This is a genomic window from Stenotrophomonas sp. GD03680 (genome assembly GCF_029844625.1).
Lineage (GTDB): Bacteria > Pseudomonadota > Gammaproteobacteria > Xanthomonadales > Xanthomonadaceae > Stenotrophomonas > Stenotrophomonas maltophilia_P.
The window spans coordinates 44,683-69,222 of sequence record NZ_JAOCKC010000001.1 but is presented as its reverse complement, the minus strand read 5'-3'; the positions used below and the strand labels follow the sequence as shown (position 1 = coordinate 69,222).

Genomic DNA, 24,540 nt, shown 5'->3' with positions numbered 1-24,540 from the left:
CCCATGCTGCTGTCCATCATCTACCTGATCGCCATTTCCGCCGAAGCCATGACCGGCGCACTGTCCGCGGGACGCCGCCGCATGGATCTGTTCGGCGTGGTCATGATCGCCTGCGTTACCGCGCTCGGCGGTGGTTCACTGCGCGACATCCTGCTTGGCCACTATCCGCTGGGCTGGGTCAAACATCCCGAGTACCTCGGCTTCACCGTGTGCGCGGCGCTGATCGCCACCTGGGTCGCACGCTGGATGCACCACTTCCGCCGCACCTTCCTGGTGCTCGACGGCCTGGGCCTGATCGCCTTCACCCTGATCGGTTGCTCGATCGCACGCGAGGTCGGTCATGCCACGCCGATCGTGCTGATCGCCGGCATGCTGACCGGCGCGTTCGGCGGCGTGCTGCGCGACATTCTGTGCAACGAAGTGCCCCTGATCTTCCAGAAGGAGCTGTACGCGATCATCGCGCTGCTGACCGGCGCCGCCTATCTGCTGCTGCTGCACTGGAACGTGTCCGATGCCACGGCCATCCTGTGCTGCCTGGCGGGCGGCTTCGCCCTGCGCCTGCTGGCCATCCACTACCGCTGGGAAATGCCGAAGTTCGTGTATCACGACGAAGTGCATTGAACGATGGCGTGTTCGCCGGGCGTGGCCCGGCGCTACAGAAGAGCGGTATCCACGCATGGCGTGGATCTAGAGCCTGAACTTCATAGGGCTGCCCCCCGCGCGTATCCGCTCCGGATAGTCAGCCGACGGATACAGTTGGGGTTCGCATCCCAAACCGCTGTCGGAATCGTGGGCTTCCAGCAACGCAGGATCGATCCATTCGCACAAGTAGTCGCTATCAGATCGTCTTTCGAAGCCTGGACAGTTCACTTCTCCCTCCGCTTCAATGGAGTTGTGGGTGCTGCCGAGGTAGCTGGCGCTCAGGTGCCCCGCCACTTGGGTGTAAGTCCCCGTCTCGAGGAAATTCTGAACAGTCAGATCGCCACCTACGGCCAAAATCCCATCATTTAGTGAGCACGCGTGGAGATGCTCACACTTGAGATCGTCGCGTACGAAGACCCAACCACCACAGTCAAGATTGCGGGCGCTGAGACTGCCCAGGACGATCACACACCGCATCTCGCCCAGATCATTGAGCACCAGCGTGCCTTCTACGCTCAGATCTCCGTCAACGATCACGCAGTCCGTTTCCCAGTCCGAGCGCCAGTCGCCAACGAGGGATGCCGCAGGCACTACCTTGTACGAAGAGGGGGACTCACGATCATCGCGCGGTTGGTCGGCAGAGGCCGCGATCATCGCCCTGGCCTTCAACGTCGTACGCAGAAGTGCCTGGTCTCCTTCGTTGCGGTAAAGCTCGATTCTTTCATCAAGCTGCGCCAGCAGACTTGCCGTCCTCGCGGGAGACGAGGGTTCAAACCAGTCCTCGATGACGGAGATCGCATCATCGGCAATCGGGCCGCCCTTCAAGCGAACGAGGGCCGTTGCGGCCTCCCCGGAAACTGATCGGCATTCTGGCTGCAACGGGCTGTCGTCGGGGAAAACGTGCATCGGCGGGTCCAGCCAGGCGAGGCTCCGATCTTCGGCCTAAGCCGCAAGCAGGTTCCATGCAATTCTTCCGAAAGCGTGCCGTGGCCAGCCCCTATCCACGCATGGCGTGGATCCACCGAGTCAACCGCATCGTGAATGGTCGGGGTTCGCACCACCCCGGCGATGGACCTGGCGCTGTCGCTCATGCGCAGCGCCAGGCGCATCGCCGGTGCGGACGGGCCAGTCTCCAACTCCGACCGGCCCTGATCGCGGCCGCACCCCCGCAGGCGCTGGCCGCCATCCACACACATGCCGCGCTCAGGCGGCTTCTGACACCGTCACTTCGCGACGGGCGCGCACCGCCGCAGCCAGTCGCTCCAGCACCGTCACCGTGGTGTCCCAGTCGATGCAGCCATCGGTGATGCTCTGCCCGTAGACCAGCGGCTGGCCTTCCACCAGTTCCTGCCGGCCTCCCACCAGATGGCTCTCGATCATCACACCCACGATGCGCTGTTCACCGTCTTCCAACTGAACGGCGATGTCTTCGATCACCTTCGGCTGGTTTTCCGGGTTTTTCAGGCTGTTGGCATGGCTGGCATCGATCATCAGCCGCGTCGGCAGCCGGGCCTTGGCCAGTGCCTGGCAGGCATCGGCCACGCTGGCCGCGTCATAGTTCGGCTGCTTGCCGCCGCGCAGGATCACATGGCAATCCGGGTTGCCGGTGGTCGAAACGATGGCGGTGCCGCCCTGCTTGGTCACCGACAGGAAGTGATGCGGGTTGGAGGCCGCGCCGACCGCATCGGCCGCGATCTTGACGTTGCCATCCGTGCCGTTCTTGAAGCCCACCGGGCACGACAGGCCGGAGGCCAGTTCGCGGTGCACCTGGCTTTCGGTGGTGCGTGCGCCGATCGCGCCCCATGCCACCAGGTCGGCGATGTACTGCGGCGAGATCACGTCGAGGAATTCAACGCCGGCCGGCAGGCCCAGCTTGTTGATGTCGCGCAGCAGGCCGCGGGCAATGCGCAGGCCCTTGTCGATCCTGAAGCTGCCGTCCAGGTCCGGATCGTTGATCAGGCCCTTCCAGCCCACCGTGGTGCGCGGCTTCTCGAAGTACACGCGCATGACGATCTCCAGCTCGCCGGCCAGCGCGTCGCGCAGCGGCTTAAGGCGCTGTGCGTACTCGATGGCCGCATTCGGATCGTGGATCGAACACGGGCCGACCACGACCGCCAGGCGATCGTCGCGGCCATGCAGGATCTGGTGCAGGGCCGCGCGCGAAGCACTGACGGTGTCGGAGGCTTCATCGTCACACGGCAGCATCGCCAGCAGCTGGGCAGGCGGTGTGAGCGGTTCGATGGTGCGGATGCGCAGGTCGTCGGTATGGGGGGGCATGGGGGAGGTCTCCGGTACGTAGGGGGTCCCCAGCGAGGCGGCATGAAAAAAGCCGCCAGGTTCGCTGGCGGCTTTCGGGAATGCGTCTGAAGCTTTCTTCAGGGTGAGCGCAGTCCTTCCTCCGCCAGTGGCTTCGGAAAGTAATACCAGTAAAAGCGGGTAGCGGCTGCGTTCATGGGGTGTATTGATAGCACAGCTTCTGCGCAGTACAAAATGTTTCATCCGCAACTGGGGAAGCGGTTCAGCAGCACGGTGATCTAGCGGCTGCCATGCACTTCCACGTCCAGCAGCAGGCCCTCGTGGATATCGGCCCAGCGCTCCAGCACCTGGTCCAGTTCCCGCCTCGCCTCCTCCAGCTGCTCGGGGTTGAGCAGGGACCGCGCCGTGTAGAGATCGGAGACCAGCCGCCGCAGGGTTGATTCCGGTATCGCCACCGAGGGCCCGTCCACATCCGGCAACTGCAACGCCGGGGTGTCGCCGGGAGGGCCGAACAGCGTGACCTGGAGCGTGCTCTGCATGATCGACTTCCTTGCGGGTGGACGTGGGCAATGCACTGTTTACCGCGTCCGGATGACCGGCGCATGTGCCGGTGTGCGGATCGATCGTGTCGCGACTGGACCGATGGTGCCACCGCGTTGAGATCTTCCTTCCAGGCTTCTCACCCTCCGACCCGGAGGGGGCGTGCAGGCGCTCGATGCGCGGCTCTACAGGCAATGGCATATGCGATACTTCCGCCGCGTTCATGACGTGTCGCGTACTGCCTTGGCATTCCACGCGGACATGTGCTCAAGATGGTTTGCCACCGGAAAAGGGTGGCCGGGTCGGCAAAGCCCGAAGAGATGTTGTTTACGCTTGTCAGCCGGCGTCGCCTTGGGCGGCGCCGGCTGGCAATCCGTCCGCGTTCCATGGCGGGCGGTGCGTGGGGGCGCTTGCGCCCGCCGGTATCAGCATCTCCCGGTCTTTGCCGCCACGTACCGTCCGCCACCTCTTCCGGTGGCGGTGTCGTCTGTCCTGTACGGAGCACACGCCATGAAAACACCACACGTTCCCTTCCCGGGTGCCCACCCCGATCCGGCCAATGCCGATCAGGCGCCGATCGATCCCAACAGTCTGGTCGCCCACCTGCAACGCATCGGCAGCGGTGCGGCCGCCGATGGCCAACCCTGGCCCGAACGCCATCCAGCGAACGGCCGGCGCATGATGCTGGCCGATGCCGATGGCGCACTGGCCGGCCTGCGCATCGTGCAGGAGGTGCTGCTGGCCGCCGAACGCTGCCGCCAGAATGCCGCGCCCGAACATCACGTGAGCGACCGGGTGATGGAAGGGTTGATGCTGGCATCCCTGGGGCTGGCCACGCATGCGGCCGAACGCCTGCAGCCCGTCTGAGCATGCCGGGGCTGGCGCTACCGCCCGCGGGGCGCCAGCTGCGGTAGCATCGCGCCACGTCCCGCCAGGAGTTCCACGCATGCGCCGTGCCGTCCTGCTGTTGCTGACGCTGTTCCCCGCCGCCGTGATGGCCGCTCCCCCTCCCGTGCCCTCCCCGGCCCGGATCGATGCCGAAGCCAAGCGCCTGATGCAGATGGCTCACGCCCGCGGGATGGCAGTGGCCGTCGTCGACGGTGGCAAGGTCGTGCACGTCGCCGCCTATGGCGAGCGCAACGCTGCCGGCGAACCGCTGCAGACCGACACGGTGATGTATGCGGCATCGCTGACCAAGATGGCCTTCGGCCACCTGATCGCGCAGCTGGCACAGGACAAGGTGATCGATCTGGATGCCAGCATCGCCAGCGCACTGGACAGACCGCTGCCGGACTATGCGGCCGAGCCGAAGAAGTACGCCGATTACACCGTGCTGGCCGGCGACGAACGTTGGCGCCGGCTGACTCCGCGCCTGCTGCTCAACCATGCCAGCGGCTTTGCCAATTTCGCATTCCTGGAGCCGGACGGAAAACTGAAGTTCCACTTCGATCCGGGCAGCCGCTATGGCTATTCCGGCGAAGGGCTGATCCTGCTGCAGTTCGTGCTGGAGCGCGGGCTGGGCCAGGACGTGGGTACGCTCATGCAGCAGCGCGTATTCGACCGCTTCGGCATGCCCCGCACCAGCATGATGTGGCGCGAGGATTTCGCCACGAATCTGGCCGACGGCTGGACCGCCGAAGGCACGACGGAACCGCACGATGAACGCAGCCGCGTGCGTGCCGCCGGTTCGATGGACACGACCATCGCCGACATGGGCAGTTTCGCGGCCGGCTATGTCAGTGGCCAGGGGCTGTCGGCGGCAATGCGGCACGAGCTGGTGCGGCCGCAGCTGGCGATCACCACCGCCAGCCAGTTCCCGACGCTGCAGCCGGAACTGCCGGTTGCGCAGCGGCGCAGAAACCTGGCTGCGGGACTGGGCGTGGTGACATTCACCGGCCCACAAGGCGCAGGCTTCTACAAGGGCGGACATGACGATGCGGTGGGCAACACGCTGGTGTGCGTCGAACAAGGCCAACGCTGCGTGGTGATCCTGGGCAACGATGTGCGCGCCGAAGCGACCTTTCCGGCACTGGTGCGCTTCGTGCTGGGCGAGACGGGGGTGCCGTGGGAATGGGAATACGGGGCTACGAAGGCATTCGTGCGCTAGTTGCGTACAACTGCCGAGTCGTCTTCGCCAACCATCCTTTCAATCTCTTCAATCTGAGCTGAGAGAGTCAGCAGATCGAGTTCTGCCGGAGCCGGGAGCTCGCGGTAAGACACGTTCAGTGTGGATATCTGGTCATAACGCAGGACGAAAAAATCCCCGTCTACACGATAGAACCTTCCCATCGCATCGGCTTCACCTTCAGCAGGCTTGTCCGAAGAGAACGCGCGTCGCATCGTTTTACTTATCACCAGACGATCGAGCTTTCCGTCCCTATCGACGTGCCATTTTTCCAGGTAACCCACGTACAGGTGGGCAGTTCCGCCAACACTCACCACCGCACTGATCATGATGGCATCAGCCTTCTGATCATCGCGAAGATCTGCTCCAGTAAGGAGATAGTACCAAGGCGCACGATTGAATCTACAGAGAGAGGAACACCAGCGTCCTTCTCGATCCAGCTTGCACCTCACGATGATTGTCCTGACAACCATTGGTCCGATGTAGGCAAACGCAACCATGGATCCAAAGTAAAGAGCGATTTCCTTCCATTGACCAGCGACGGAACGTACAGAATCAGACTGCAGGCTCGAGCTGGCTGACATCATTCCGAGTAGATGCTCGGGCGCAAACTCCCGGCTTGTCCACAAATGCATTCCTGTGAGCCAGAGGGCGTGAAGCAGGAAAGCCCAAACCAGCGCTTGGGCGACAACTGCACCGAAAGGGGAGTAATCGAGAACTTCACTCTCGATCTTCTGGACTTGGGATCTAGCAATGAACCCAGGGACAAGAAGAAAGAAAACGATCAACGCGGGTAGCGCTACATTCATCCTTGAGTGCCCCGTCGTGTTTCCTGAAATGCGACGATCTACTTGTTCAAGACGTTCCGGACCGCCTGAAGGCGCTCACCGATGCGATCAAGTTCTGACACATCTGGCTCACGGCGAGATGCTGACTGAGACGAGGAGGATGCTTTTGATGTCCGTGCCTCGGCCCTTGATCTCAACTTCTCCAATTCCGCCTGCAACTGCTGCAGTTGCCGCTGGATCTCTGCGGTATTCGCCCGGCAGGCCTGCAAAGCATGAGTCAACGACTTCTGCACTTCGCGCGACGCCCGAACACCTGCACTCTCATGTACAAGTCTAGAGCCGGACAAAAAATCATCCAGTTCAGCCCCCTTAACCAACAAATCGCGCAACTGCGCCGATCGCTTGGGGTCACTCAACAATTGCTTGGCGTTTTCGCTTTTGAAAGCTTTCATGCCGTCAGCACTCCGAAATCCCCCGAGTAGGGGCCAAGCTGCTAGCCCCGGAAGCCTACTGCATCATACGACCACCAGGTCTCTGCGAACAGGGGCTTATGAGACAAGCCAACGGCCCACAAAAAAAACCCCGCCTTGCGGCGGGGTTTTTCACTTCATCGGGAACAGCGGACCTTAGAAGTCCATGCCGCCCATGCCACCCATGCCGCCCATGCCACCGGCGCCGCCCAGGGCCGGCTCGTCCTTCTTCGGAGCTTCGGCAACCATGGCTTCGGTGGTGATCATCAGGCCAGCGATCGAGGCCGCGTTCTGCAGCGCCGAACGGGTCACCTTGGTCGGGTCCAGGATGCCGAACTGCAGCATGTCGCCGAACTCACCGGTGGCGGCGTTGTAGCCGAAGCTGCCGCTGCCTTCCTTGACCTTGTTGACGATGACGGACGGCTCTTCGCCGGCGTTGGCGACGATCTCGCGCAGCGGGGCTTCCATCGCGCGCAGGGCGATCTGGATGCCGTGGTTCTGGTCTTCGTTGGCGCCCTTCAGGCCGGCCAACGCGGTGACCGCACGGACCAGTGCAACGCCGCCGCCCGGAACCACGCCTTCTTCAACGGCTGCACGGGTAGCGTGCAGGGCGTCGTCGACGCGATCCTTCTTTTCCTTCATTTCGATTTCGGTGGACGCACCCACCTTGATCACGGCAACGCCGCCGGCCAGCTTGGCCACGCGTTCCTGCAGCTTCTCGCGGTCGTAATCCGAGGAGGTGTCCTGGATCTGGGTCTTGATCTGCGCAACGCGCGATTCGACCGCAGCCTTGTCGCCCACGCCGTCGATGATGGTGGTGTTCTCCTTGGAGACCTGCACCTTCTTGGCGCGGCCCAGGTCCTTGATGGTGGCCTTCTCCAGCGACAGGCCCACTTCTTCGGAGATCACGGTGCCGCCGGTCAGCACGGCCATGTCTTCCAGCATCGCCTTGCGACGATCGCCGAAGCCCGGGGCCTTCACGGCCACGACCTTGACGATGCCACGGATGGTGTTGACCACCAGGGTCGCCAGCGCTTCGCCTTCGACTTCCTCGGCCACGATCAGCAGCGGCTTGCCGGCCTTGGCGACGCCTTCCAGCACCGGCAGCAGGTCACGGACGTTGGAGATCTTCTTGTCGTGCAGCAGGATGAACGGGTCATCCAGGTCAGCGGTCTGCGACTGCTGGTTGTTGATGAAGTACGGGGACAGGTAGCCGCGGTCGAACTGCATGCCCTTGACCACGTCCAGCTCGTTGTCCAGGCCCGAGCCTTCTTCAACGGTGATCACGCCTTCCTTGCCGACTTCCTTCATCGCGTCAGCGATGATCTGGCCGATCGACTCGTCCGAGTTGGCCGAGATGGTGCCGACCTGGGCGATCGCCTTGTCGTCAGCGGTCGGCTTGGAGATGTTCTTCAGCTCGGTGACGGCAGCCACGACGGCCTTGTCGATACCGCGCTTGAGGTCCATCGGGTTCATGCCGGCAGCAACGGCCTTGGCGCCTTCGCGGATCAGGGCCTGGGCCAGCACGGTGGCGGTGGTGGTGCCGTCGCCGGCGTCGTCGTTGGTGCGCGAAGCAACTTCCTTCACCATCTGCGCGCCCATGTTCTCGAACTTGTCAGCCAGTTCGATTTCCTTGGCGACGGAGACGCCGTCCTTGGTGATGGTCGGGGCGCCGAAGCTCTTCTCGAGCACGACATTGCGGCCCTTCGGGCCGAGGGTGGCCTTGACGGCATTGGCGAGAACGTTGACGCCGCGCACCATGCGCGAACGGGCGTCTTCACCGAAACGGATATCCTTGGCAGCCATTGCAATTACCTCATTGGTCGCGCCGGGCCGTGCCCGGCGGCTGGGATGTGGGGATCAGGTTGAAACAGGTCGCGGCGGGGCTCAGCCGATGACGGCGAGCACGTCGTCTTCGCGCAGGACCTTGTACTCGACGCCTTCGCTCTTGTACGAGCTGCCGGCGTACTGGCCGTAGATGACCTTGTCACCGACCTTCAGCGACGGCGCGCGCACGCTGCCGTTGTCCAGCGGCTTGCCGGGGCCGACGGCCACGACTTCACCCTTGGTGGACTTTTCCTTGGCCGAGTCGGGGATGACGATGCCACCGGCGGAGATTTCGTCGGCTTCGATCGGCTTGACCACAACGCGGTCGTGCAGCGGCTTGATGCTCATAGGAGACCTCTTAAGTGATTGATTGGTCTAAAAAAGTCCGGCGATGTTAGCACTCGCACCAGGCGAGTGCCAGAACCGCACGTGAAGAAACCCGACAAGGTCGGGAGCACGGCAGAGATGGAGCCCCCCGGGAGGCTTTCAAGGGGCGTCGCGAAAAAAGTTTCCGCGCCGGACGCTGCGGCAGTGCGGTGGGGTGGCCCCGAATTAGGTGACCAACGTCGCACTGTCAGATATCTGACGTTCATTTACGACAAAGTGTCACTGGATCGGCCTTAGGCTCGGCCGCGCATTCCCAATCACAAGGAGTCGTCGATGCGATTGCTGTCCCCGCTCGCCACCGCCTGCGTGCTGGCCCTGGCCACCGCGCCGGCCCAGGCCGAGGTCTTCATCAACGAACTGCATTACGACGACAGCACCGCAGCTGGTGACGTCGGCGAGGCGATCGAGGTCGTGGCCACCGCCGGCGAGGATCTGTCCGGCTATCGGCTGTATCTCTATAACGGCAGCACGCCGTCGGCCGCTTCGGTGTACGCCGACACGGCCGTCCCTGCCGGCAGCGCGGCCGGGTGCGGCAGCGCCACCCTGGCCGTGGTCAGCTATCCGACCAACGGCATCCAGAACGGTCCCAACGACGGCATCGCGCTGGTCGACGCCAGCGGCAAGGTGGTCCAGTTCCTCAGCTATGAGGGCACGATCACTGCCTCCGGCGGTCCTGCCGCAGGCATGACCAGCCAGAACATTCCGGTGGCCGAGACCAACAGCACGGCCCCTGGCACCTCACTGCAGCTGACGGGCAGCGGCAGCCAGTACGCCCACTTCACCTGGGCCGAATCGGCGACGCAGACCTTCGGCAGCTGCAACAACGGCCAGACCTTCAGCGGTGGGGGTACGCCCGGTCCCAATACGCCGCCATCGGTGTCCACCACCACCCCCGCCCAGGGCAGCAGCACGTTCCCGGCCGCGGCCGATCTGGAAGTGGTGTTCAGCGAGACGGTGAACCTGGCCAGCGGCGCCTTCGCGCTGAGCTGCGGCGCCTCCGGCAGCGTACCGCTGACCCACCCGGCCAGCGGCAGGAGCGTGAAGCTGTCCACCAACACCGCGCTGGTGGCCGGTGAGGCCTGCCGCTTCGACATCCGCGCCGCGCGCATCACCGACCTGCAGGGCGCGCATCCGGCTGCCGACAGCCGCATCGCCTTCACCGTGGCCAGCGCCACGGGCAACCCCGATCCGGGCAATCCCGGCGTACCGGCGGGCTACTACTCCAGGGTCAACACCTCCAGCCCGAGCCAGCTGCGCTGCTCGCTGCACGCGACCATCAAGGGCCACACCGCCTATCCGTACAGCGGGTCGGGCACCAGCACCTGGACCATCCTGGAGATCGCCGACGAGGATCCGAACAATCCCAACCGCATCCTCGATGCCTATCGCAACCGCAGCTACGCCAAGGTCAGCGATCGCGCTGGCACGGGCAGCGGCCTGACCTACAACCGCGAGCACACCTGGCCGAACTCGCTGGGCTTTGCCAGCACCACCGGCGACAAGGGCCTGCCCTACGCGCCCTACACCGACACCCACATGCTGTACCTGACCGATGCGCAGTGGAATGCCGACCGCGGCAACAAGCCGTTCGGCAAGTGCGATGCCAACTGTGGCGAGCGCGCCACCGAGGCCAACAACGGCCATGGCGGCGGCAGCGGCGGCTACCCGGGCAATTCCAACTGGGTGCGCACGCCGGACGGCAACACCGGCACCTTCGAGGTGTGGGGCCATCGCAAGGGAGACATGGCGCGCGCGGTGATGTACATGGCGATCCGCTACGAGGGCGGCAAGGATGCAGCCACCGGCCAGTCCGAGCCGGACCTGGAGCTGACCGACGACCGCAGCCGGATCGTCAGGACCAGCAGTTCGCCGGCCTACATGGGCCTGCTCTCGACCCTGATCGACTGGCATCTGTCCGATCCGCCGGACGACGCCGAGCGCGCGCGCAACGACGTGATCTACAGCTTCCAGGGCAACCGCAACCCGTTCATCGACCACCCCGAGTGGGCGACGCCGGCGTTGTTCACCTCGGCCAAGCCGGCGACCTGCCAGCTGGCCAACTGACCGCGCAACGCAGCGGTCCATCGCCGCCGCCGGACCTTGATCCGGCGGCGGCCCTATACTCGACGGTCATGCCGACCGTCGATCCCGTCCTGCTGCTGTTGACCACCTGCCCGGACCGGGCCAGTGCCGAGCGCATCGCGCATGCGCTGGTCGGCGAGCGCCTGGCCGCCTGCGTAACGCGCCTGGAAGGGGCGCAGTCGACCTACCGCTGGCAGGGCGAGGTCACTACCGATGCCGAGCTGCAGCTGCTGGTGAAGACCACGGCCAGCCGCGTGGAGGCAGCGATGGCGCGGATCGTCGAACTGCATCCGTATGAACTCCCCGAGTGCATCGCGGTCGAAGCCCGGGCCGGACTGCCGGCCTATCTGGATTGGATCCGGGCGCAGACCCGGGAGGACACCGCTTGATGAATCTGTTTGCCCGTGCCGCCGCGCTGTGCGCCCTGCTCTCGCTGGCCCTGCCTGCATTCGCCCTGGACGAGAAAGATCTGCTGCCGGTGGACCAGGCGTTCGCGCTGACCGCCAGTGCGCCGGAGCGGAACCAGATCCAGCTGCAGTTCAAGATCGCGCCGGGGTACTACCTCTATCGCCACCGCACCAGCGTCAAGGCCGACCCGGCCTTCAATGCCGGTGCGCTGCAGATGCCCAGCGGCACCAAGCACCACGACGATTTCTTCGGCGAGGTCGAGACCTACCGCGAACGCCTGCAGGTTTCGCTGCCGGGCGCCCCGACGGATGCGGCCGGCACCCTCAGCCTGGAAGTGCGCTACCAGGGCTGCGCCGATGCCGGTGTCTGCTACCCGCCGCAGAAGCGCGTGGTCCAGGTGACACTGCCCGGTGGTGGCGGTGGCGCCGCAGCCGCCCTGCCAACCGCGCGGGTCACCGGCGTGAGCGCGTTCAACACTCCGCTTGCCGGGGCCGGCAGCGGTGGTGGCCTGCGCCTGCCCGGCAGCAGCAACAGCCAGGCGCTTCCGCTGCCCTCCGAACAGGCCTTCGGCTTCGACGCGATCGCCAGCGATGGCAACACCCTGCTGCTGCGCTTCAGTCCCGCGCCGGGCTACTACCTGTATCGCGATCGCACCTCGCTGAAGCTGGAAGGCAGTGCCGGTGTGCTGGCTGCTACGCCGCGCTGGCCCGCCGCGCAGTCGCATCGCGACGAGCACTTCGGCGATGTGTCGGTGTACTTCAACCAGGTCGAAGTGCCGCTGCCGCTGCGCCGCACGGTGACCGAGGCGGTGGACAGCACACTGGTGGTGACCTTCCAGGGTTGCCAGACCGATGGCATCTGCTACCCGCCGATGACCCGCCGGGTGAAGCTGTCGATCCCCGCGGGAAAGATCAGCGCCCACGCCGGCCAGCCTGCGCCACGCAGCGAAATGATCCGACCGCTGCCGGCGGGCAGCGCCGCACCGCGCGAGGCTGCCAACGGCACCCCGTTGCGCCTGCTGCCGACCGTGCCGAACAGCGAACCGGCGCGTACCGATGTGGACGGCGCGCAGGCAGGGTTCGCCGCCGATGCGCGGGGCGACAACGCGCTGCGCACCCGCCCGCCGGCCACCACCCCGGATCCGGACCGTTCGTTCCTGTGGGTGCTGCTGCTGGCACTGGCCGGTGGTCTCGTACTGAACCTGATGCCCTGCGTGCTGCCGATCCTGTCGCTGAAAGTGCTGGGCCTGGCACAGAGCGGTGAGAGCGCCGAGCGCGCCCGCAGCCACGCCATGTGGTACACGCTGGGCGTACTGGTCGCCTTCGCGGTGATCGGCGCGCTGATGGTCGGCCTGCGCATGCTTGGCAATGCGGTGGGCATCGGTTTCCAGCTGCAGCACCCAGGCGTGGTCGCGGCACTGGCCTACATCATGTTTGCGGTTGGCCTGAGCCTGTCCGGCGTGTTCACCCTCGGCGGTGGCCTGGGCAACCTCGGCCAGTCACTTGCCCGTCGCAGCGGTCCGGCCGGCGATTTCTTCACCGGTGCGCTGGCCTGCGTGGTCGGCAGCGCGTGCGTCGGTCCGTTCATGGGAGGCGCGGTCGCCTATGCCTTCGTTGCCACGCCCATACAGGCGATGGCCGTGTTCCTGTTCCTGGGCCTGGGCCTGGCCCTGCCGTTCCTGCTGATCGGCTTCGTGCCGGCGCTCGCGCGGCGCCTGCCCAAGCCCGGCCCGTGGATGGAAACGCTCAAGCACGTGCTGGCGTTCCCGATGTATGCCACCGCACTGTGGCTGCTGTGGGTGCTGGGCAAGCAGCGTGGCGTGGACGGCATGGCGCTGGCGCTGGGCGGACTGCTGCTGCTGGCCCTGGGCCTGTGGTTGTTCGAGCGCAGCCGCTGGCGCAGCCAGCGCGCCGCCGGCCTGCTGGGCGTGCTGCTGGCAATCGCCGCGCTGGTACCGGTGTGGGGCGTGACCCAGCTGAAGCCACCGGCACGTGCGGCACAGGCCACCAGCGAGAACGTCGTGGAGTACTCGCCGCAGCTGCTCGACCGCCTGCGTGCCGACAACCGCGTGGTGTTCGTCAACATGACCGCCGACTGGTGCGTGAGCTGCAAGGCGAACGAGCGCGCCGTGCTGTCGCGGCCGGAGTTCAGGGAGCTGCTCAGGCGCACCAACGCGGTGTACATGCGCGGCGACTACACCAACGTGGACCCGCAGATCACCGCTTTCCTCGATGAGCACAAGGCCGTGGGCGTTCCGCTTTACGTGGTGTACGGGCCCGGCGCACCGCCGACGGTGCTGCCGACCCTGCTTACCCAGGCCGTGGTCGAAGAAGCGCTGCTGCGCACCGCACGATGAGGTGGCAACGGCCAGCGCTGCTGTGGACCGCGGTGCTGGCTGCCGGCCTGGGCCTGTGGGCCGGCCATCGGCTGACGCCGGTGCCGGCGGCGGACGCTGGCGATCCAGACGCGCAGCCACCTGCAGCACCGCTGCCCGTGCTGCAGGCAGGCGATGCCCTGCCCGCACTGGTGCTGCCGGACCTGCAGGGACAGCCGCTCGATCTGCGCCAGCGTTTTGCCGGCCGGCCGCTGCTCATCAATGTCTGGGCCAGCTGGTGCGGGCCCTGCGTCGAGGAAATGCCGGAACTGTCGCGCTTCGCGCAGGCGCAGCAACCTGACGGCGTGCAGGTGCTGGGGCTGGCGCTGGATACACCCGAAGATGTGCAGCGCTTCCTGCAGCGGGTGCCGGTGGACTACCCGATCGTGCTGGAGACGCCCGGTCCGCGCGATGCCAGCGTGCAGCTGGGCAATGCCCAGGGGCTGCTACCTTACAGCGTGCTGGTGGATGCACAGGGCCGCATCGTGAAGCAGAAGCTGGGGCCGTTTGCCGCCGGCGAAGTGCAGACGTGGGCCCGGCTGTAAGCTGGCCGCGGCCGGCATTCACGCGTCCTGATCCCGGTCAGACCAGTGAGCGCGCCCAGAGCTGGGACACCTGTGGCTGGCCGAACAGCTGCTCGTGCTGCTCGGTCATCAGTTCGAAGCCGGCCCGTTCGTACAGACCGCGGGCGTCGATGAGCGCGGCATTGGTCCACAGCACCATGCGCTTGTAGCCCACCGCGCGCGCGAAGCTCATCGCCTCGTCCACCAGTCGCTGCCCGATGCCCCGCCTGCGCGCGCTGGCATCGACGTGCAGCAGCCGCAGCTTGGCATTGTGCGCGTCGTGCCGGACCACGAACACCGACCCCACCGGGGTGCCGTCCAGTTCAGCGATCCAGCAGCGCTCGGTCTGCGGGTCGTGTTCGCGCAGGTAGCGGGTGACGATGTCGGCCACCAGCGCTTCAAACTCCGCGTTCCATCCGAATTCGCGTGCATACAGCGCGCCGTGCTTCTGGATCACCCAGCCCATGTCGCCGGGGCGGGGATCGCGCAGCACGCAATCCGACGATGCACCTCCCAGCAGTGCCTGGATGTGCGCCATCGCCTCAAGAAGGCGCTGGCATCCTGCTTCGCTGATATCTCCCAGCATGGCAGCGACGCTTTCGCTGGACGCTGCATCCAGCTGTGCGAAGGCGGCGCGGCCCGCCTCGGTCAACACCAGCCGGTTCGCGCGCGCATCCATCACCGACGGTTCGCGTTGAACCAGACCGCGCGCCTGCAGCCCGCTCAGCAGCCGGCTGAGGTAGCCCGCGTTGAGGTCTAGCCGATGGCCCAGCTGCGCAGCCGTGATGCCCTGGCCCGCCGCCAGTTCGAACAGCACCCGCGCCTCGGTGAGGGTGAAGTCGCTGTGCAGCAAACGCTCCTCGAGCACCGCGATCCTGCGGGTGTAGAAGCGGTTGAAGGCGCGGACCTGTGCGACGGGATCGGAAGTGAGCGCAGACACGGGGACGTTCCTGATGGTTGCCTTGGGCACATAGTACATGCCTTGAGCAACTATATAAGGCTGTTTTGCGATCCATTCCGCGTCTTGGCGCCTTAAAACGAAAGCTTCGTTGCAGTACGGTTTACGTTCTGTTAATTCTGCGTTTAGCGACCAGGGCCCTGGCTGCAAGGAGAACCAACAGGATGAACGACTGACCGACAAACCACTCAAATCGACTGCAGGGTGCATGCATGAAACACGGAATTCGCAGAAGTGTTCAGGCTCCAGACGCAATCACGCCATTGGCATCCGCAGTAATGGTGGCCCTCGCCACCGCGCTGCTGTCCACCAGCCCCGTTGCACGGGCGCAGGACAGCGGCACATCGACGACGCCCGACGCGGCCACCACCCTGGATACCGTTTCGGTACTGGGCAGCCGCACCAAACCGCGCACGGTGTCCTCGTCGGCGGTGCCGATCGACATCATCAGCGGTGAAGAGTTCCGCAACCAGGGCGCGACCGACGCCCTCGACCAGCTCAAAGTGCTCGTGCCTTCCTTCAACGTCAGCACGATTCCCATCGACGATGCGGCCAGCCTGGTGCGTCCGGCCAACCTGCGTGGCCTGCCGCCGGACAACACCCTGCTGCTGGTCAACGGCAAGCGTTTCCACCGCTCGGCGGTGATCACGTTCCTCGGCCACGGACTGTCCGACGGCGCACAGGGACCGGACCTGTCCGTGTTCCCCTCGCTGGCGCTGGAACAGGTGGACGTGCTGCGCGACGGCGCAGCGGCACAATACGGCTCGGACGCCATTGCCGGCGTGCTCAACTTCAGCCTGAAGAAGCTGCGCGAAGGCGGCACCGCCGAGGTGTTCGCCGGCCAGTACTACGAGGGCGACGGGCTCACCACCCAGTACTCGGCGCAGATCGGCCTGCCGCTCACCGAGCACGGCTTCGCCACCCTTACGGCCGAATGGCGCAACGCCGACGACACCTCGCGCAGTGTGCAGCGCGACGATGCCGCCGCGGTCGCAGCGGCAGGCTACCCCGGGGTGAAAGATCCTGCGCAGATCTGGGGATCGCCGAAGGTGGACGACGACCTCAAGCTGGTCGCCAACCTCGGTTACGACACCGAGAACGTGGAGTTCTACCTGTTCGGCAATTACGCCAAGCGTGAAGTGGATGGCGGGTTCTACTACCGCGACCCCACCGCACGTTCGGGCGTCTACTCCAACGATGGCGGCCAGACATTGCTGGTGGGCAACCTGACCGGCGTGGGCGCATGCCCCACCATCGCCCTGCGCGATGGCGCCGGCAACCTCCTGCCGTACGGCACCGTGAGCGGCGCGGTGGCTGCCCTGCCCGCCAACTGCTTTACCTTCCTGTCCAGCCTGCCCGGCGGCTTCACCCCACGTTTCGGCGGCAAACTGGAAGACGCCTCGGTGTTCGCCGGCGCCAAAGGCACCTGGGGTGAGTGGTACTGGGACGTGAGCGGCTCCTGGGGACGCAACGACATCGAGTTCACCATCTACAACACCGTCAACGCCTCGCTCGGTCCCGACCAGCCGGCCGGGCTGTTCTTCCGCCCGGGTGGCAATACCCAGACCGAAAAGAACCTCAACGTGGACGTCAGCCGGGACATCCCGGTCAGCTTCAGCAGCCAGCCGCTGCGCCTGGCGATGGGTGCCGAATGGCGCGAGGAGAGCTTCAGGATCAGCCCCGGTGACGGCCCGTCCACCGCCATCGGGCCGCTGACCGAGCAGGGCTTCGCGCTGGGCTCCAACGGATTCAACGGCTTCAGCACGCGCACCGCCGGCACCTTTGATCGTCGCAACTGGGCCGCCTACGCCGACCTGGAAGCACAGCTCACCGAGCGGCTGCTGCTGGCCGGTGCGCTGCGCTACGAGGACTACGATTCGTTCGGCAGCACCACCACCGGCAAGCTCACCGCACGCTTCGACTTCAACGAGCACTTCGCTCTGCGCGGCGCCTACAACACCGGCTTCCGTGCGCCGACTCCCGGCCAGGCCAACATCAGCCAGATCAGCACCGTGTTCGGCGGTACCGCACTGGAAGACATCGCCACCCTGCCGCCGACCAATCCGATTGCCCAGCTCAAGGGCGCGCAGCCGCTTACTCCGGAAGAGTCCAGGAATGTGTCATTGGGTGCGGTGTGGACCGAAGGTGACTGGCTGGTCACCCTGGACGGCTATCAGATCAAGGTGGAAGACCGCATTGCCCTGAGCACCAGCTTTGCAGTCACTCCGGAGGAGCGTGCGGCGCTGGTGGCCGGCGGCAATGCGGAAGCCGCTTCCATCTCGCAGGTAACCTACTTCGGCAACGCCTTCGATACCACCACCACCGGCGTGGACCTGGTGACCAGCTTCAAGAGCAACCACTTCGGCGGGGTCACCACCTACTCGCTGGCGGCCAACTGGAACCGCACGAAGGTGGACCGCTACGACACCGACTTCATCGACGAAGCGCGCGTGTACAAGCTGGAGAAATCGCTGCCCAGGACCAAGGGCTACTTCAGCATCAATCACCAGCGGCAGATCTTCCACGCCAATCTCCGGTTCAACTATTACAGCAGCTGGTACGAGGATCACCTGGACAGCGGCGTGATCTCCGCCGAGGACGGCGGCCTGCCGATCTACGGGGGCAGCGCGTTGATCGTGGATGCGGAGGTGGGCTGGAAGTTCGATTCGGGCCTGTACGTCAGCGTGGGCGCGCAGAACCTGTTCGACCGTGTGCCGGCCAGCAACCCCTGGGGGGGCGTGGCCGGTGCGCAGTATCCGGTGCATTCGCCCTACGGATTCAACGGCGGGTTCTATTACACGCGGGTGGGCTGGAAGTTCTGACGCAGGTGCAAGTGCGCGCAACGGTGGCCATGGAAGGCCCCGTCGCTGGCGCCACCCCACCGGCTTGACCGCAGGCAGGGCGCCCCCGAGAATTACGCGACTAATTCTCATTTGCTGTTGCGCAGGATGCGGGCGGCAGCCCTCCTGGCTTTCATCCCCCGATGTTCAAGAACGTCCTGTTCCAACTGCACTGGCTGCTCGGCATCACGGCCGGCACCGTCCTGGCCATCATGGGCCTGAGCGGCGCAGCCCTGTCTTTTGAAGATGAACTGCTGCGCGCCGCCAACCCCGGCTTCGCCGCCATCGCCGAACATCACGCCGAAGGCCAGCAGCCGCTGCCCCTGAGCGAGCTGGTGCCGATGCTGCAGGCCGACAGCAAACGGCCGTTGCAGCGGCTGCGCGTGGATGCCAGCGGCCAGCGCCCATCGGTGGCCCGTTTCGCCGGCGGCAAAGCGCACTGGGTGTACTTCGACCCATACAGCGGCGAGCGCTTCAGCGCCCTGCGCGGGCAGGCCTTCTTCGACTTCGTCGAAGACCTGCACCGCCACCTCGCCGCGGGCGAGCGCGGAAAATGGATCACCGGCAGCTGCGCGATCGCCCTGCTGTTCTTCACGCTGTCCGGGCTCTACCTGCGCTGGCCCCGCCGCTGGCGGCACTGGCGAAGCTGGCTGGCCGTGGAATGGAAGCGCAGCGGCCGCGGCTTCCTGTGGAGCCTGCATTCGGTGGCCGGCACCTGGGTGCTGCTGATCTACCTGATGAGTGCCCTGACCGGCCTGTGGTGGTCGTTCGACTGGTATCGCAGCGCGGCCAATGCCCTGCTCGGCGTGGCGCCACCGGGCAAGCAGGTGATCGATGCCGGCGCCGTGCTCGACCTGCGCCGCGTGGAAACGACGCTGTACGCGCAGGCCGGGGTGCGCACCGGTTACATCGACCTGCGGCTGCCCGAGAAGCCCGGCCAGGCACTGAATGTGCGGACCATGGCGGGCGATCCAGCATTGCGCGGCGGCCATCATGACCGCGCGCACGATCTGCTGCAGCTCGACCCTGCCAGCGGTGCGATTCTGGACGCGCGTCCCTACGCGCGCCAGGGCGCTGGCGGTCAGCTGGCTACCAGCGTGTTCGCGCTGCACTCGGGCAGCTACTTCGGGATTCCCGGGCGCATCATCGTGATGCTCAGCAGCCTGGGCATGAGCCTGTTCTTCATCACCGGCTGGCTGCTCTATCTCGACCGTCGCCGCAGCCAGCGCGCCGCACGTGCGCTGCGCCAGCCACTGCCGGCGGCCGCAGCCAACGGCGCCGCATGGCTGGTGGTGCATGCCAGCCAGAGCGGCCTGGCCGAACAGCTGGCATGGCGCGCGGCAGCGCAGCTGCAGGCCAGCGGCCAGGCGGTGCAGGTACTGCCGATGGCAAGGATCGACGCGCACCGCCTTCAGGCGGCGAGCCACGCGCTGTTCGTGCTCAGTACCTTTGGTGACGGCGAACCGCCGGATTCGGCACGACGTGCCTCGCGCCAGCTGCTGGGCCGATCCCTGGACCTGGCCACACTGCAGTTCGGCATGCTCGCGCTGGGCGACCGCCAGTACCCGCACTACTGCGCCTTCGGCCGCCAGTTCGATGCGTGGCTGCTGGGCAACGGTGCCCGCGCGATGTTCGACCGCATCGACGTGGACGCTGCATCGGTCGCGGCATTGCGCCAGTGGCAGCAGCAGCTCGGCCTGTTGACCGGCATTGCTGCCGACGACAGCGTGCTGCCGGCGGCCACCCGCATGCACGACTGGCAGCTGCTGGATCGCCAGCAGCTGAACCCGGGCAGCGTCGGTGGTCCGATCTGGCGGATCCGGCTGGCCGCGCCGGATGACGTGCAGTGGCAGGCCGGCGACATCCTGCACATCGCGCCGCGGCACAGTGCCGCGCATGCCCGTGCGGTACTGCGGGCGCATGGACTGGACCCGCTGCAACCGCTGCTGATCGAAGGCGGCACGCAGACCCTGCAGTGCCTGGCCAGCGAACGTGAACTGCCGGACGCGGCCAGTGCGCTGCAGGTGCAGGATGCCGGACGCTGGCTGACGGCCCTGCCCGTACTGCCGGGCCGCGAGTATTCGATCGCCTCCTGCCCGGCCGATCGCGTGGTGGAACTGGTCGTGCGCCTGGTGCACGACAACAACGGGCGCCCGGGGCTGGGTTCGGGCTGGCTGTCGCTGCATGCGCCGGCAGGCGCGCACATCGCCGCGCGCGTGCACCGCAACCCCGGCTTCCATCGCGTGCCGGGCGCACCCATGGTGCTGATCGGCAACGGCACCGGCATCGCCGGCCTGCGCGGCCTGCTGCGCGAGGCGGCACACGCAGGCGAGCACGGCCACTGGCTGCTGTTCGGCGAGCGCCAGCGCGCTCATGACTTCCTGTTCGCCGATGAGGTGAGCGCATGGCAGGCGCAGGGCCATCTGATCCGGGTCGACCTGGCGTTCTCGCGCGACGCAGCGGGCGGTTACGTCCAGGACCGCCTGCGGTCGGCCTGCGATGAACTGCGGGAATGGATGCAGCGTGGCGCCGTGATCCATGTCTGCGGCTCGCTGCAGGGCATGGCCGAGGGCGTGGATCAGGTACTGCGGGGCGCGCTCGGTGACGAGGTGGTGGAAACGCTGCTCGAGAGCGGCCGCTACCGGCGCGACGTGTATTGAGCCGCGCCGCCGGGCTGGACCCGGCGGCGGACGTGATCACGCCGCCGCGCGGGCCTGACCGTCCGGCTGCAGGCGGAACGCGGACACGGCTTCGGCCAGCGCGCGCACCTGCGCCTGCATCTGCGCGGTCGACGAGCCGGCTTCTTCCACCAGGCTGGCGTTGCGCTGGGTACTGGCCTCCATCTGCACGATGGCGTGGTTCACCTGGGCGATGCCCGCGTGCTGATCCTGCGAGGCGCTGCGGATGCCGGCGAGAAGGTCCGCCAGCTGCTGCACGCTGCCGACGATCTCGTCCATGGTGGTGCCCGCCTGCGCGGCCTGCACGCTGCCTTGGCCGACGCGTGCCACGGAATCCTCGATCAGCGCCTTGATCTGCCTGGCTGCCTCGGCACTGCGCTGCGCGAGCAGACGCACTTCCGCCGCCACCACCGCGAAACTGCGGCCCTGCTCTCCGGCACGCGCAGCCTCCACGGCGGCGTTGAGCGCAAGGATGTTGGTCTGGAATGCGATGCCGTCGATCAACTGGGTGATGTCCCCGATGCGGTGCGATGCTTCACTGATGCCCTGCATGGTCTCCACCACCTGACCGACGGCCACCCCACCCCGCTGTGCAACCGCTGCAGCCCCCTGCACCAGCGCGTCGGCACGTCCGGCGGCGTCGGCGTTGCGGCCGACGGTGTCGGTCAGCTCATGCATCGAGGCTGCGGTCTCTTCCAGATTGGCCGCCTGCTGCTCGGTACGCTGCGAGAGGTCGTGATGGCCGGCAACGATTTCACCGACACCGCTGTCCAGGCTGGCAGCGGCGCGCTGGATGCGGGTCACGATGCGGCCGAGCTGTGCGACGGTTGCATTGGCGTCGTCGCGCATGCGTGCGAACACGCCCTGCAGCTCACCTTCCATGCGCACGCTGAGATCCCCGCGGGCCAACGCCGCCAGCAATGCCTGCAGGTCCCCCAGGTTGGTTTCAAAGGTGGACAGCAGGCGGTTGATGCTGGTGGACAGCGTATGCACGAAACCGTGCTTGCCCTGCAGCGAAATGCGGCCGTGCAGGTCACCCTGCGCGGCAGCGTCGACCAGTGCCGCCACCTCGGTCTCCAGCAGCGTTTCCAGCGCACGGCTGCGCCACTCCAGCGCCACGCCCAGGAACTGGTCGTCATCGACGATGGCATTGGCGATCAACTGATAGCGCACACCGGCATGACTGATTTCCCGCTCCTGGCGGTGGCGCGCGTCGACCAGGCCGGCCAGGGCCGGATGCAGGTCCCGCGCGTCAGTGCCGACCAGCGCGTCGGCCTGCAGGCCCAGCACGTGCCGCAACGCAGGATTGGCGTAGGCCACCTGGCCTTCGGCATCGACCACCATCAGCCCGGTCTGCGCGCAGTCCAGGGCCTGGCGTACGCGCGTGTTGCCACGGGCCATCGCACGCTCGGTCTCGATGCGCGCACGCAGCCGCTGCTGCATGTCCACCAAGCGCTGTGCCAGCTGGCCGATCTCGTCGTTGGCGTTGTGCACGCGCAACGTGGTATCGAGCCGGTCATCGGCGATGTCGCTGGCGAACCGCAGGGTGTCCTGGATCGGCCTGCGCACCGCGCGCAGCACCAGCAGCAGGCTGGTGATCAGCACGCCGGCCACCAGCAGCAGGGTAAGGGCGAACAGCACGCTCATGGTGCGTGCACCGGCCTGCTGCCGCGCCTGCGCCAGGGCCAGCGCATTCACCTGTGCCTGCTGGAAGGCGGCGAGCGCGGGCGCCACGCCGGCAGCGGTCTCCAGCAGCGATTGCGTCTCCACATCAAGGCCGACGCGGGCAGCGGTGTAGCCGAGCAGTGCCGACTGATAGGCGTCCATGCCGGTGCGGAGCGCCTCCTGCACGTCGGGCGGCAACCCCGCCAGCGCCAGATCGAACGGCAGCTTCTCTTCGCTGGCGCGGTCGGCATGAGTCGAATCGCCATCGAGCAGCAGCAGCGCTTCCTGGCGCCGCATCTTCTGCAGGTGCAGCGCCAGTGCCGGCCGGTCCAGGCCATTCACCCGCTGCTGCAGGGCATCGGCGGCCTGCTGCAGCTGTGCAGCCAGGCCGGCATCACCCCGCCCCATCTCGTCCACACGTTCGAACAGCGCAGCCACTCCCTGCGAGAATCCCTCGGCGGCCTCGGTGAGCGCCTGCAATGCCTTGCGGCGACCGGCATCCATCGGCATCGCCCTGAGCGCCTTCAGATCGACCTGCAATGCCTGCTGGGCCGCCTGCAGCTGGCTGCGGTCAGCATCGTCGAAACTGCGTGCATACTGGGTCTGCAGGCGACGCGCCTCCGCCACCCGCGTCGCCAGGCGTGCGGCAAGATCGCTGCCACGCTGGTAACTGGCCTGGCTGCGTGCGGCCTGGCTGCTGGCATGGCCGGTCCAGGCATGGACGGCGGCGATCGCCACCAGGCCCGCGCCGCAGACCAGCAGGGTGGCCTTGAGTTTGTTGGCCACGCTGAGCCGATGCGGCTGCAGCCAGACCAGCAGGCGTGGAAGCGCCGAGCGCATCGCGATGAGACGGGTGCGCAGGGACCGAAGGGGGACGACGGCCGACATCACAGACTCCAGGCGGAAGGACGCACCTGTATCGGCCTGACCGGCGACAACTTTAGGCACATTGCCGACGCTGTGGCACGCACCGTGCCGGTTGCGCTCTTTGTACCGGCCCCAGGCGACGGAGACGTGACACGGCGCCCGCGCTTGACCTCAACCCCGGTTGCGGTTGCACAGTGGGATTCTTCCCACCTGCCGCCCTCGCCATGACCCCGCTCGACGTCCCCCGTTATCTGCAGCGCCTGCAACTGGATGCTCCGCCGTCGCTGGACCTTGCCGGACTGACCCTGCTGGTGCAGCGCCACAACGCCCTGCTCCCCTTTGAAACCCTCAGCAGCCTGCTGCGCGACGCGGTGCCGATCGATCTGGACAGCGTGCAGCACAAGCTGCTCGACCAGCAGCGCGGCGGTTACTGCTTTGAACTCAACGGCGGCCTGCTGGCGCTCCTGCAGGCAGTGGGCTTCGACGCACAGCCGCTGAGCGCGCGCGTGCTGCTGGCGGCACAGGACAATGCCCCGACGGCGCGTACCCACCTGCTGCTGCGCGTGCACGTGGAGGGAGAGGACTGGCTGGTCGATGCCGGCTTCGGTGGCCTGACGCCGACGGTGCCGCTGCGGCTGTACGAAACGGCGCCGCAGGCCACGCCGCACGAGTCTTTCCAGCTTCAGCAGCTGGCGGGTGAAGACGACTTCGTGCTTTCCGCCCAGGCGGGCGACGCATGGCGGGCGATGTACCGCTTCGACCTGCGGCCGCCAGCGCCGATCGACAACGTGGTGGCCAACTGGTACGTGTGCACGCACCCGGATTCGGGTTTCCCCGGCCAGCTGCGCGCGTCACTGGCCGGCCCGGACTGGCGGCGCACCATCGGCAGTGGCAACTACACCGAGTACCGCCCCGGGCAGGCGCCGCTCAAGCGTCCGCTGCGCGATGCCGCCGACGTGCGCGACGTCCTGCAGTCGGCATTCGGCCTGCGCGTGCCGGACGATGCGCGGCTCGATCCGGCGATCACCGATTGGCTGCAGCGCTCGCACGCCGCATCACGGTAGCACCGC

19 protein-coding genes are annotated in these 24,540 nt (G+C 66.4%); 10 read left to right on the top strand and 9 right to left on the bottom strand.

All coding sequences use genetic code 11. The features are described from left to right. Positions 1 to 3: 3 nt before the first annotated feature. Positions 4 to 621, top strand: coding sequence for a trimeric intracellular cation channel family protein (locus tag N5J29_RS00300; protein ID WP_164151349.1), 618 nt, complete (start codon positions 4 to 6; stop codon positions 619 to 621). Between the two features lie 66 nt (positions 622 to 687). Here N5J29_RS00300 and N5J29_RS00295 read toward each other — a convergent pair whose 3' ends face one another. From N5J29_RS00295 to N5J29_RS00285, 3 genes are all read right to left on the bottom strand, one after another. Further along, on the bottom strand, positions 688 to 1,548 hold the full coding sequence (locus tag N5J29_RS00295; RefSeq protein ID WP_164151351.1) for a hypothetical protein: 861 nt from the start codon (positions 1,546 to 1,548) through the stop codon (positions 688 to 690). Positions 1,549 to 1,845: 297 nt separating this feature from the next. Further along, complete coding sequence (locus tag N5J29_RS00290) at positions 1,846 to 2,919, bottom strand: 3-deoxy-7-phosphoheptulonate synthase (protein WP_053515727.1); 1,074 nt, start codon at positions 2,917 to 2,919, stop codon at positions 1,846 to 1,848. 257 nt (positions 2,920 to 3,176) lie between these two features. Continuing rightward, positions 3,177 to 3,437 (bottom strand): hypothetical protein, encoded by a 261-nt coding sequence (locus N5J29_RS00285; RefSeq protein ID WP_053515725.1) that lies wholly within the window; start codon positions 3,435 to 3,437, stop codon positions 3,177 to 3,179. A gap of 511 nt (positions 3,438 to 3,948) precedes the next feature. Between N5J29_RS00285 and N5J29_RS00280 the strand changes: the two genes are divergently transcribed. Beyond that, complete coding sequence (locus N5J29_RS00280) at positions 3,949 to 4,305, top strand: hypothetical protein (RefSeq protein WP_164151353.1); 357 nt, start codon at positions 3,949 to 3,951, stop codon at positions 4,303 to 4,305. Between the two features lie 79 nt (positions 4,306 to 4,384). Next, positions 4,385 to 5,545, top strand: a complete 1,161-nt coding sequence (locus N5J29_RS00275) for a serine hydrolase domain-containing protein (RefSeq protein WP_164151356.1) — start codon at positions 4,385 to 4,387, stop codon at positions 5,543 to 5,545. On the opposite strand, the gene N5J29_RS00270 is transcribed toward N5J29_RS00275, so the two are convergent. The 4 genes from N5J29_RS00270 to N5J29_RS00255 form a co-directional block, all read right to left on the bottom strand. Beyond that, positions 5,542 to 6,372: a hypothetical protein gene (locus N5J29_RS00270; RefSeq protein WP_164151358.1), complete on the bottom strand. Its 831-nt coding sequence runs from the start codon at positions 6,370 to 6,372 to the stop codon at positions 5,542 to 5,544. The two genes, N5J29_RS00275 and N5J29_RS00270, sit on opposite strands and share 4 nt — an antisense overlap. Positions 6,373 to 6,410: 38 nt before the next feature. Next, on the bottom strand, positions 6,411 to 6,803 hold the full coding sequence (locus tag N5J29_RS00265; RefSeq protein WP_164151359.1) for a hypothetical protein: 393 nt from the start codon (positions 6,801 to 6,803) through the stop codon (positions 6,411 to 6,413). A gap of 174 nt (positions 6,804 to 6,977) precedes the next feature. After that, positions 6,978 to 8,627: a chaperonin GroEL gene (gene groL, locus N5J29_RS00260; RefSeq protein ID WP_053515717.1), complete on the bottom strand. Its 1,650-nt coding sequence runs from the start codon at positions 8,625 to 8,627 to the stop codon at positions 6,978 to 6,980. A gap of 81 nt (positions 8,628 to 8,708) precedes the next feature. Then, positions 8,709 to 8,996 (bottom strand): co-chaperone GroES, encoded by a 288-nt coding sequence (locus tag N5J29_RS00255; protein WP_006396661.1) that lies wholly within the window; start codon positions 8,994 to 8,996, stop codon positions 8,709 to 8,711. Positions 8,997 to 9,308: 312 nt separating this feature from the next. On the opposite strand from N5J29_RS00255, the gene N5J29_RS00250 reads away from it, so the two are divergent. From N5J29_RS00250 to N5J29_RS00235, 4 genes are all read left to right on the top strand, one after another. Continuing rightward, complete coding sequence (locus tag N5J29_RS00250) at positions 9,309 to 11,099, top strand: endonuclease (protein ID WP_164151361.1); 1,791 nt, start codon at positions 9,309 to 9,311, stop codon at positions 11,097 to 11,099. 68 nt (positions 11,100 to 11,167) lie between these two features. Further along, positions 11,168 to 11,506 carry a divalent-cation tolerance protein CutA gene (gene cutA / locus N5J29_RS00245; RefSeq protein ID WP_053515713.1) on the top strand — a complete coding sequence of 113 codons (339 nt, stop codon included), beginning with the start codon at positions 11,168 to 11,170 and terminating at the stop codon, positions 11,504 to 11,506. After that, positions 11,503 to 13,881 carry a protein-disulfide reductase DsbD gene (locus N5J29_RS00240; RefSeq protein WP_164151363.1) on the top strand — a complete coding sequence of 793 codons (2,379 nt, stop codon included), beginning with the start codon at positions 11,503 to 11,505 and terminating at the stop codon, positions 13,879 to 13,881. Before cutA ends, N5J29_RS00240 begins: the two co-directional genes overlap by 4 nt. After that, positions 13,878 to 14,444 (top strand): TlpA disulfide reductase family protein, encoded by a 567-nt coding sequence (locus N5J29_RS00235; protein ID WP_164151365.1) that lies wholly within the window; start codon positions 13,878 to 13,880, stop codon positions 14,442 to 14,444. Before N5J29_RS00240 ends, N5J29_RS00235 begins: the two co-directional genes overlap by 4 nt. A 37-nt stretch (positions 14,445 to 14,481) precedes the next feature. On the opposite strand, the gene N5J29_RS00230 is transcribed toward N5J29_RS00235, so the two are convergent. Next, a complete protein-coding gene (locus N5J29_RS00230; protein WP_065181626.1) occupies positions 14,482 to 15,402 on the bottom strand; it encodes a helix-turn-helix domain-containing GNAT family N-acetyltransferase in 921 nt (306 codons plus the stop codon). A 296-nt stretch (positions 15,403 to 15,698) separates the two neighbouring features. Here N5J29_RS00230 and N5J29_RS00225 point away from each other — a divergent pair, with 296 nt between their 5' ends. Then, a complete protein-coding gene (locus N5J29_RS00225) occupies positions 15,699 to 18,242 on the top strand; it encodes a TonB-dependent receptor (RefSeq protein WP_164151368.1) in 2,544 nt (847 codons plus the stop codon). 161 nt (positions 18,243 to 18,403) lie between these two features. Continuing rightward, the gene (locus N5J29_RS00220) at positions 18,404 to 20,920 is read left to right on the top strand and encodes a sulfite reductase flavoprotein subunit alpha (protein ID WP_164151370.1); all 2,517 of its coding nucleotides are present in this window, start codon (positions 18,404 to 18,406) and stop codon (positions 20,918 to 20,920) included. Between the two features lie 36 nt (positions 20,921 to 20,956). On the opposite strand, the gene N5J29_RS00215 is transcribed toward N5J29_RS00220, so the two are convergent. Continuing rightward, positions 20,957 to 23,491, bottom strand: coding sequence for a methyl-accepting chemotaxis protein (locus N5J29_RS00215; RefSeq protein ID WP_164151371.1), 2,535 nt, complete (start codon positions 23,489 to 23,491; stop codon positions 20,957 to 20,959). Positions 23,492 to 23,694: 203 nt separating this feature from the next. Here N5J29_RS00215 and N5J29_RS00210 point away from each other — a divergent pair, with 203 nt between their 5' ends. Further along, positions 23,695 to 24,534: an arylamine N-acetyltransferase gene (locus N5J29_RS00210; protein WP_065181569.1), complete on the top strand. Its 840-nt coding sequence runs from the start codon at positions 23,695 to 23,697 to the stop codon at positions 24,532 to 24,534. The last annotated feature ends 6 nt before the right edge of the window (positions 24,535 to 24,540 follow it).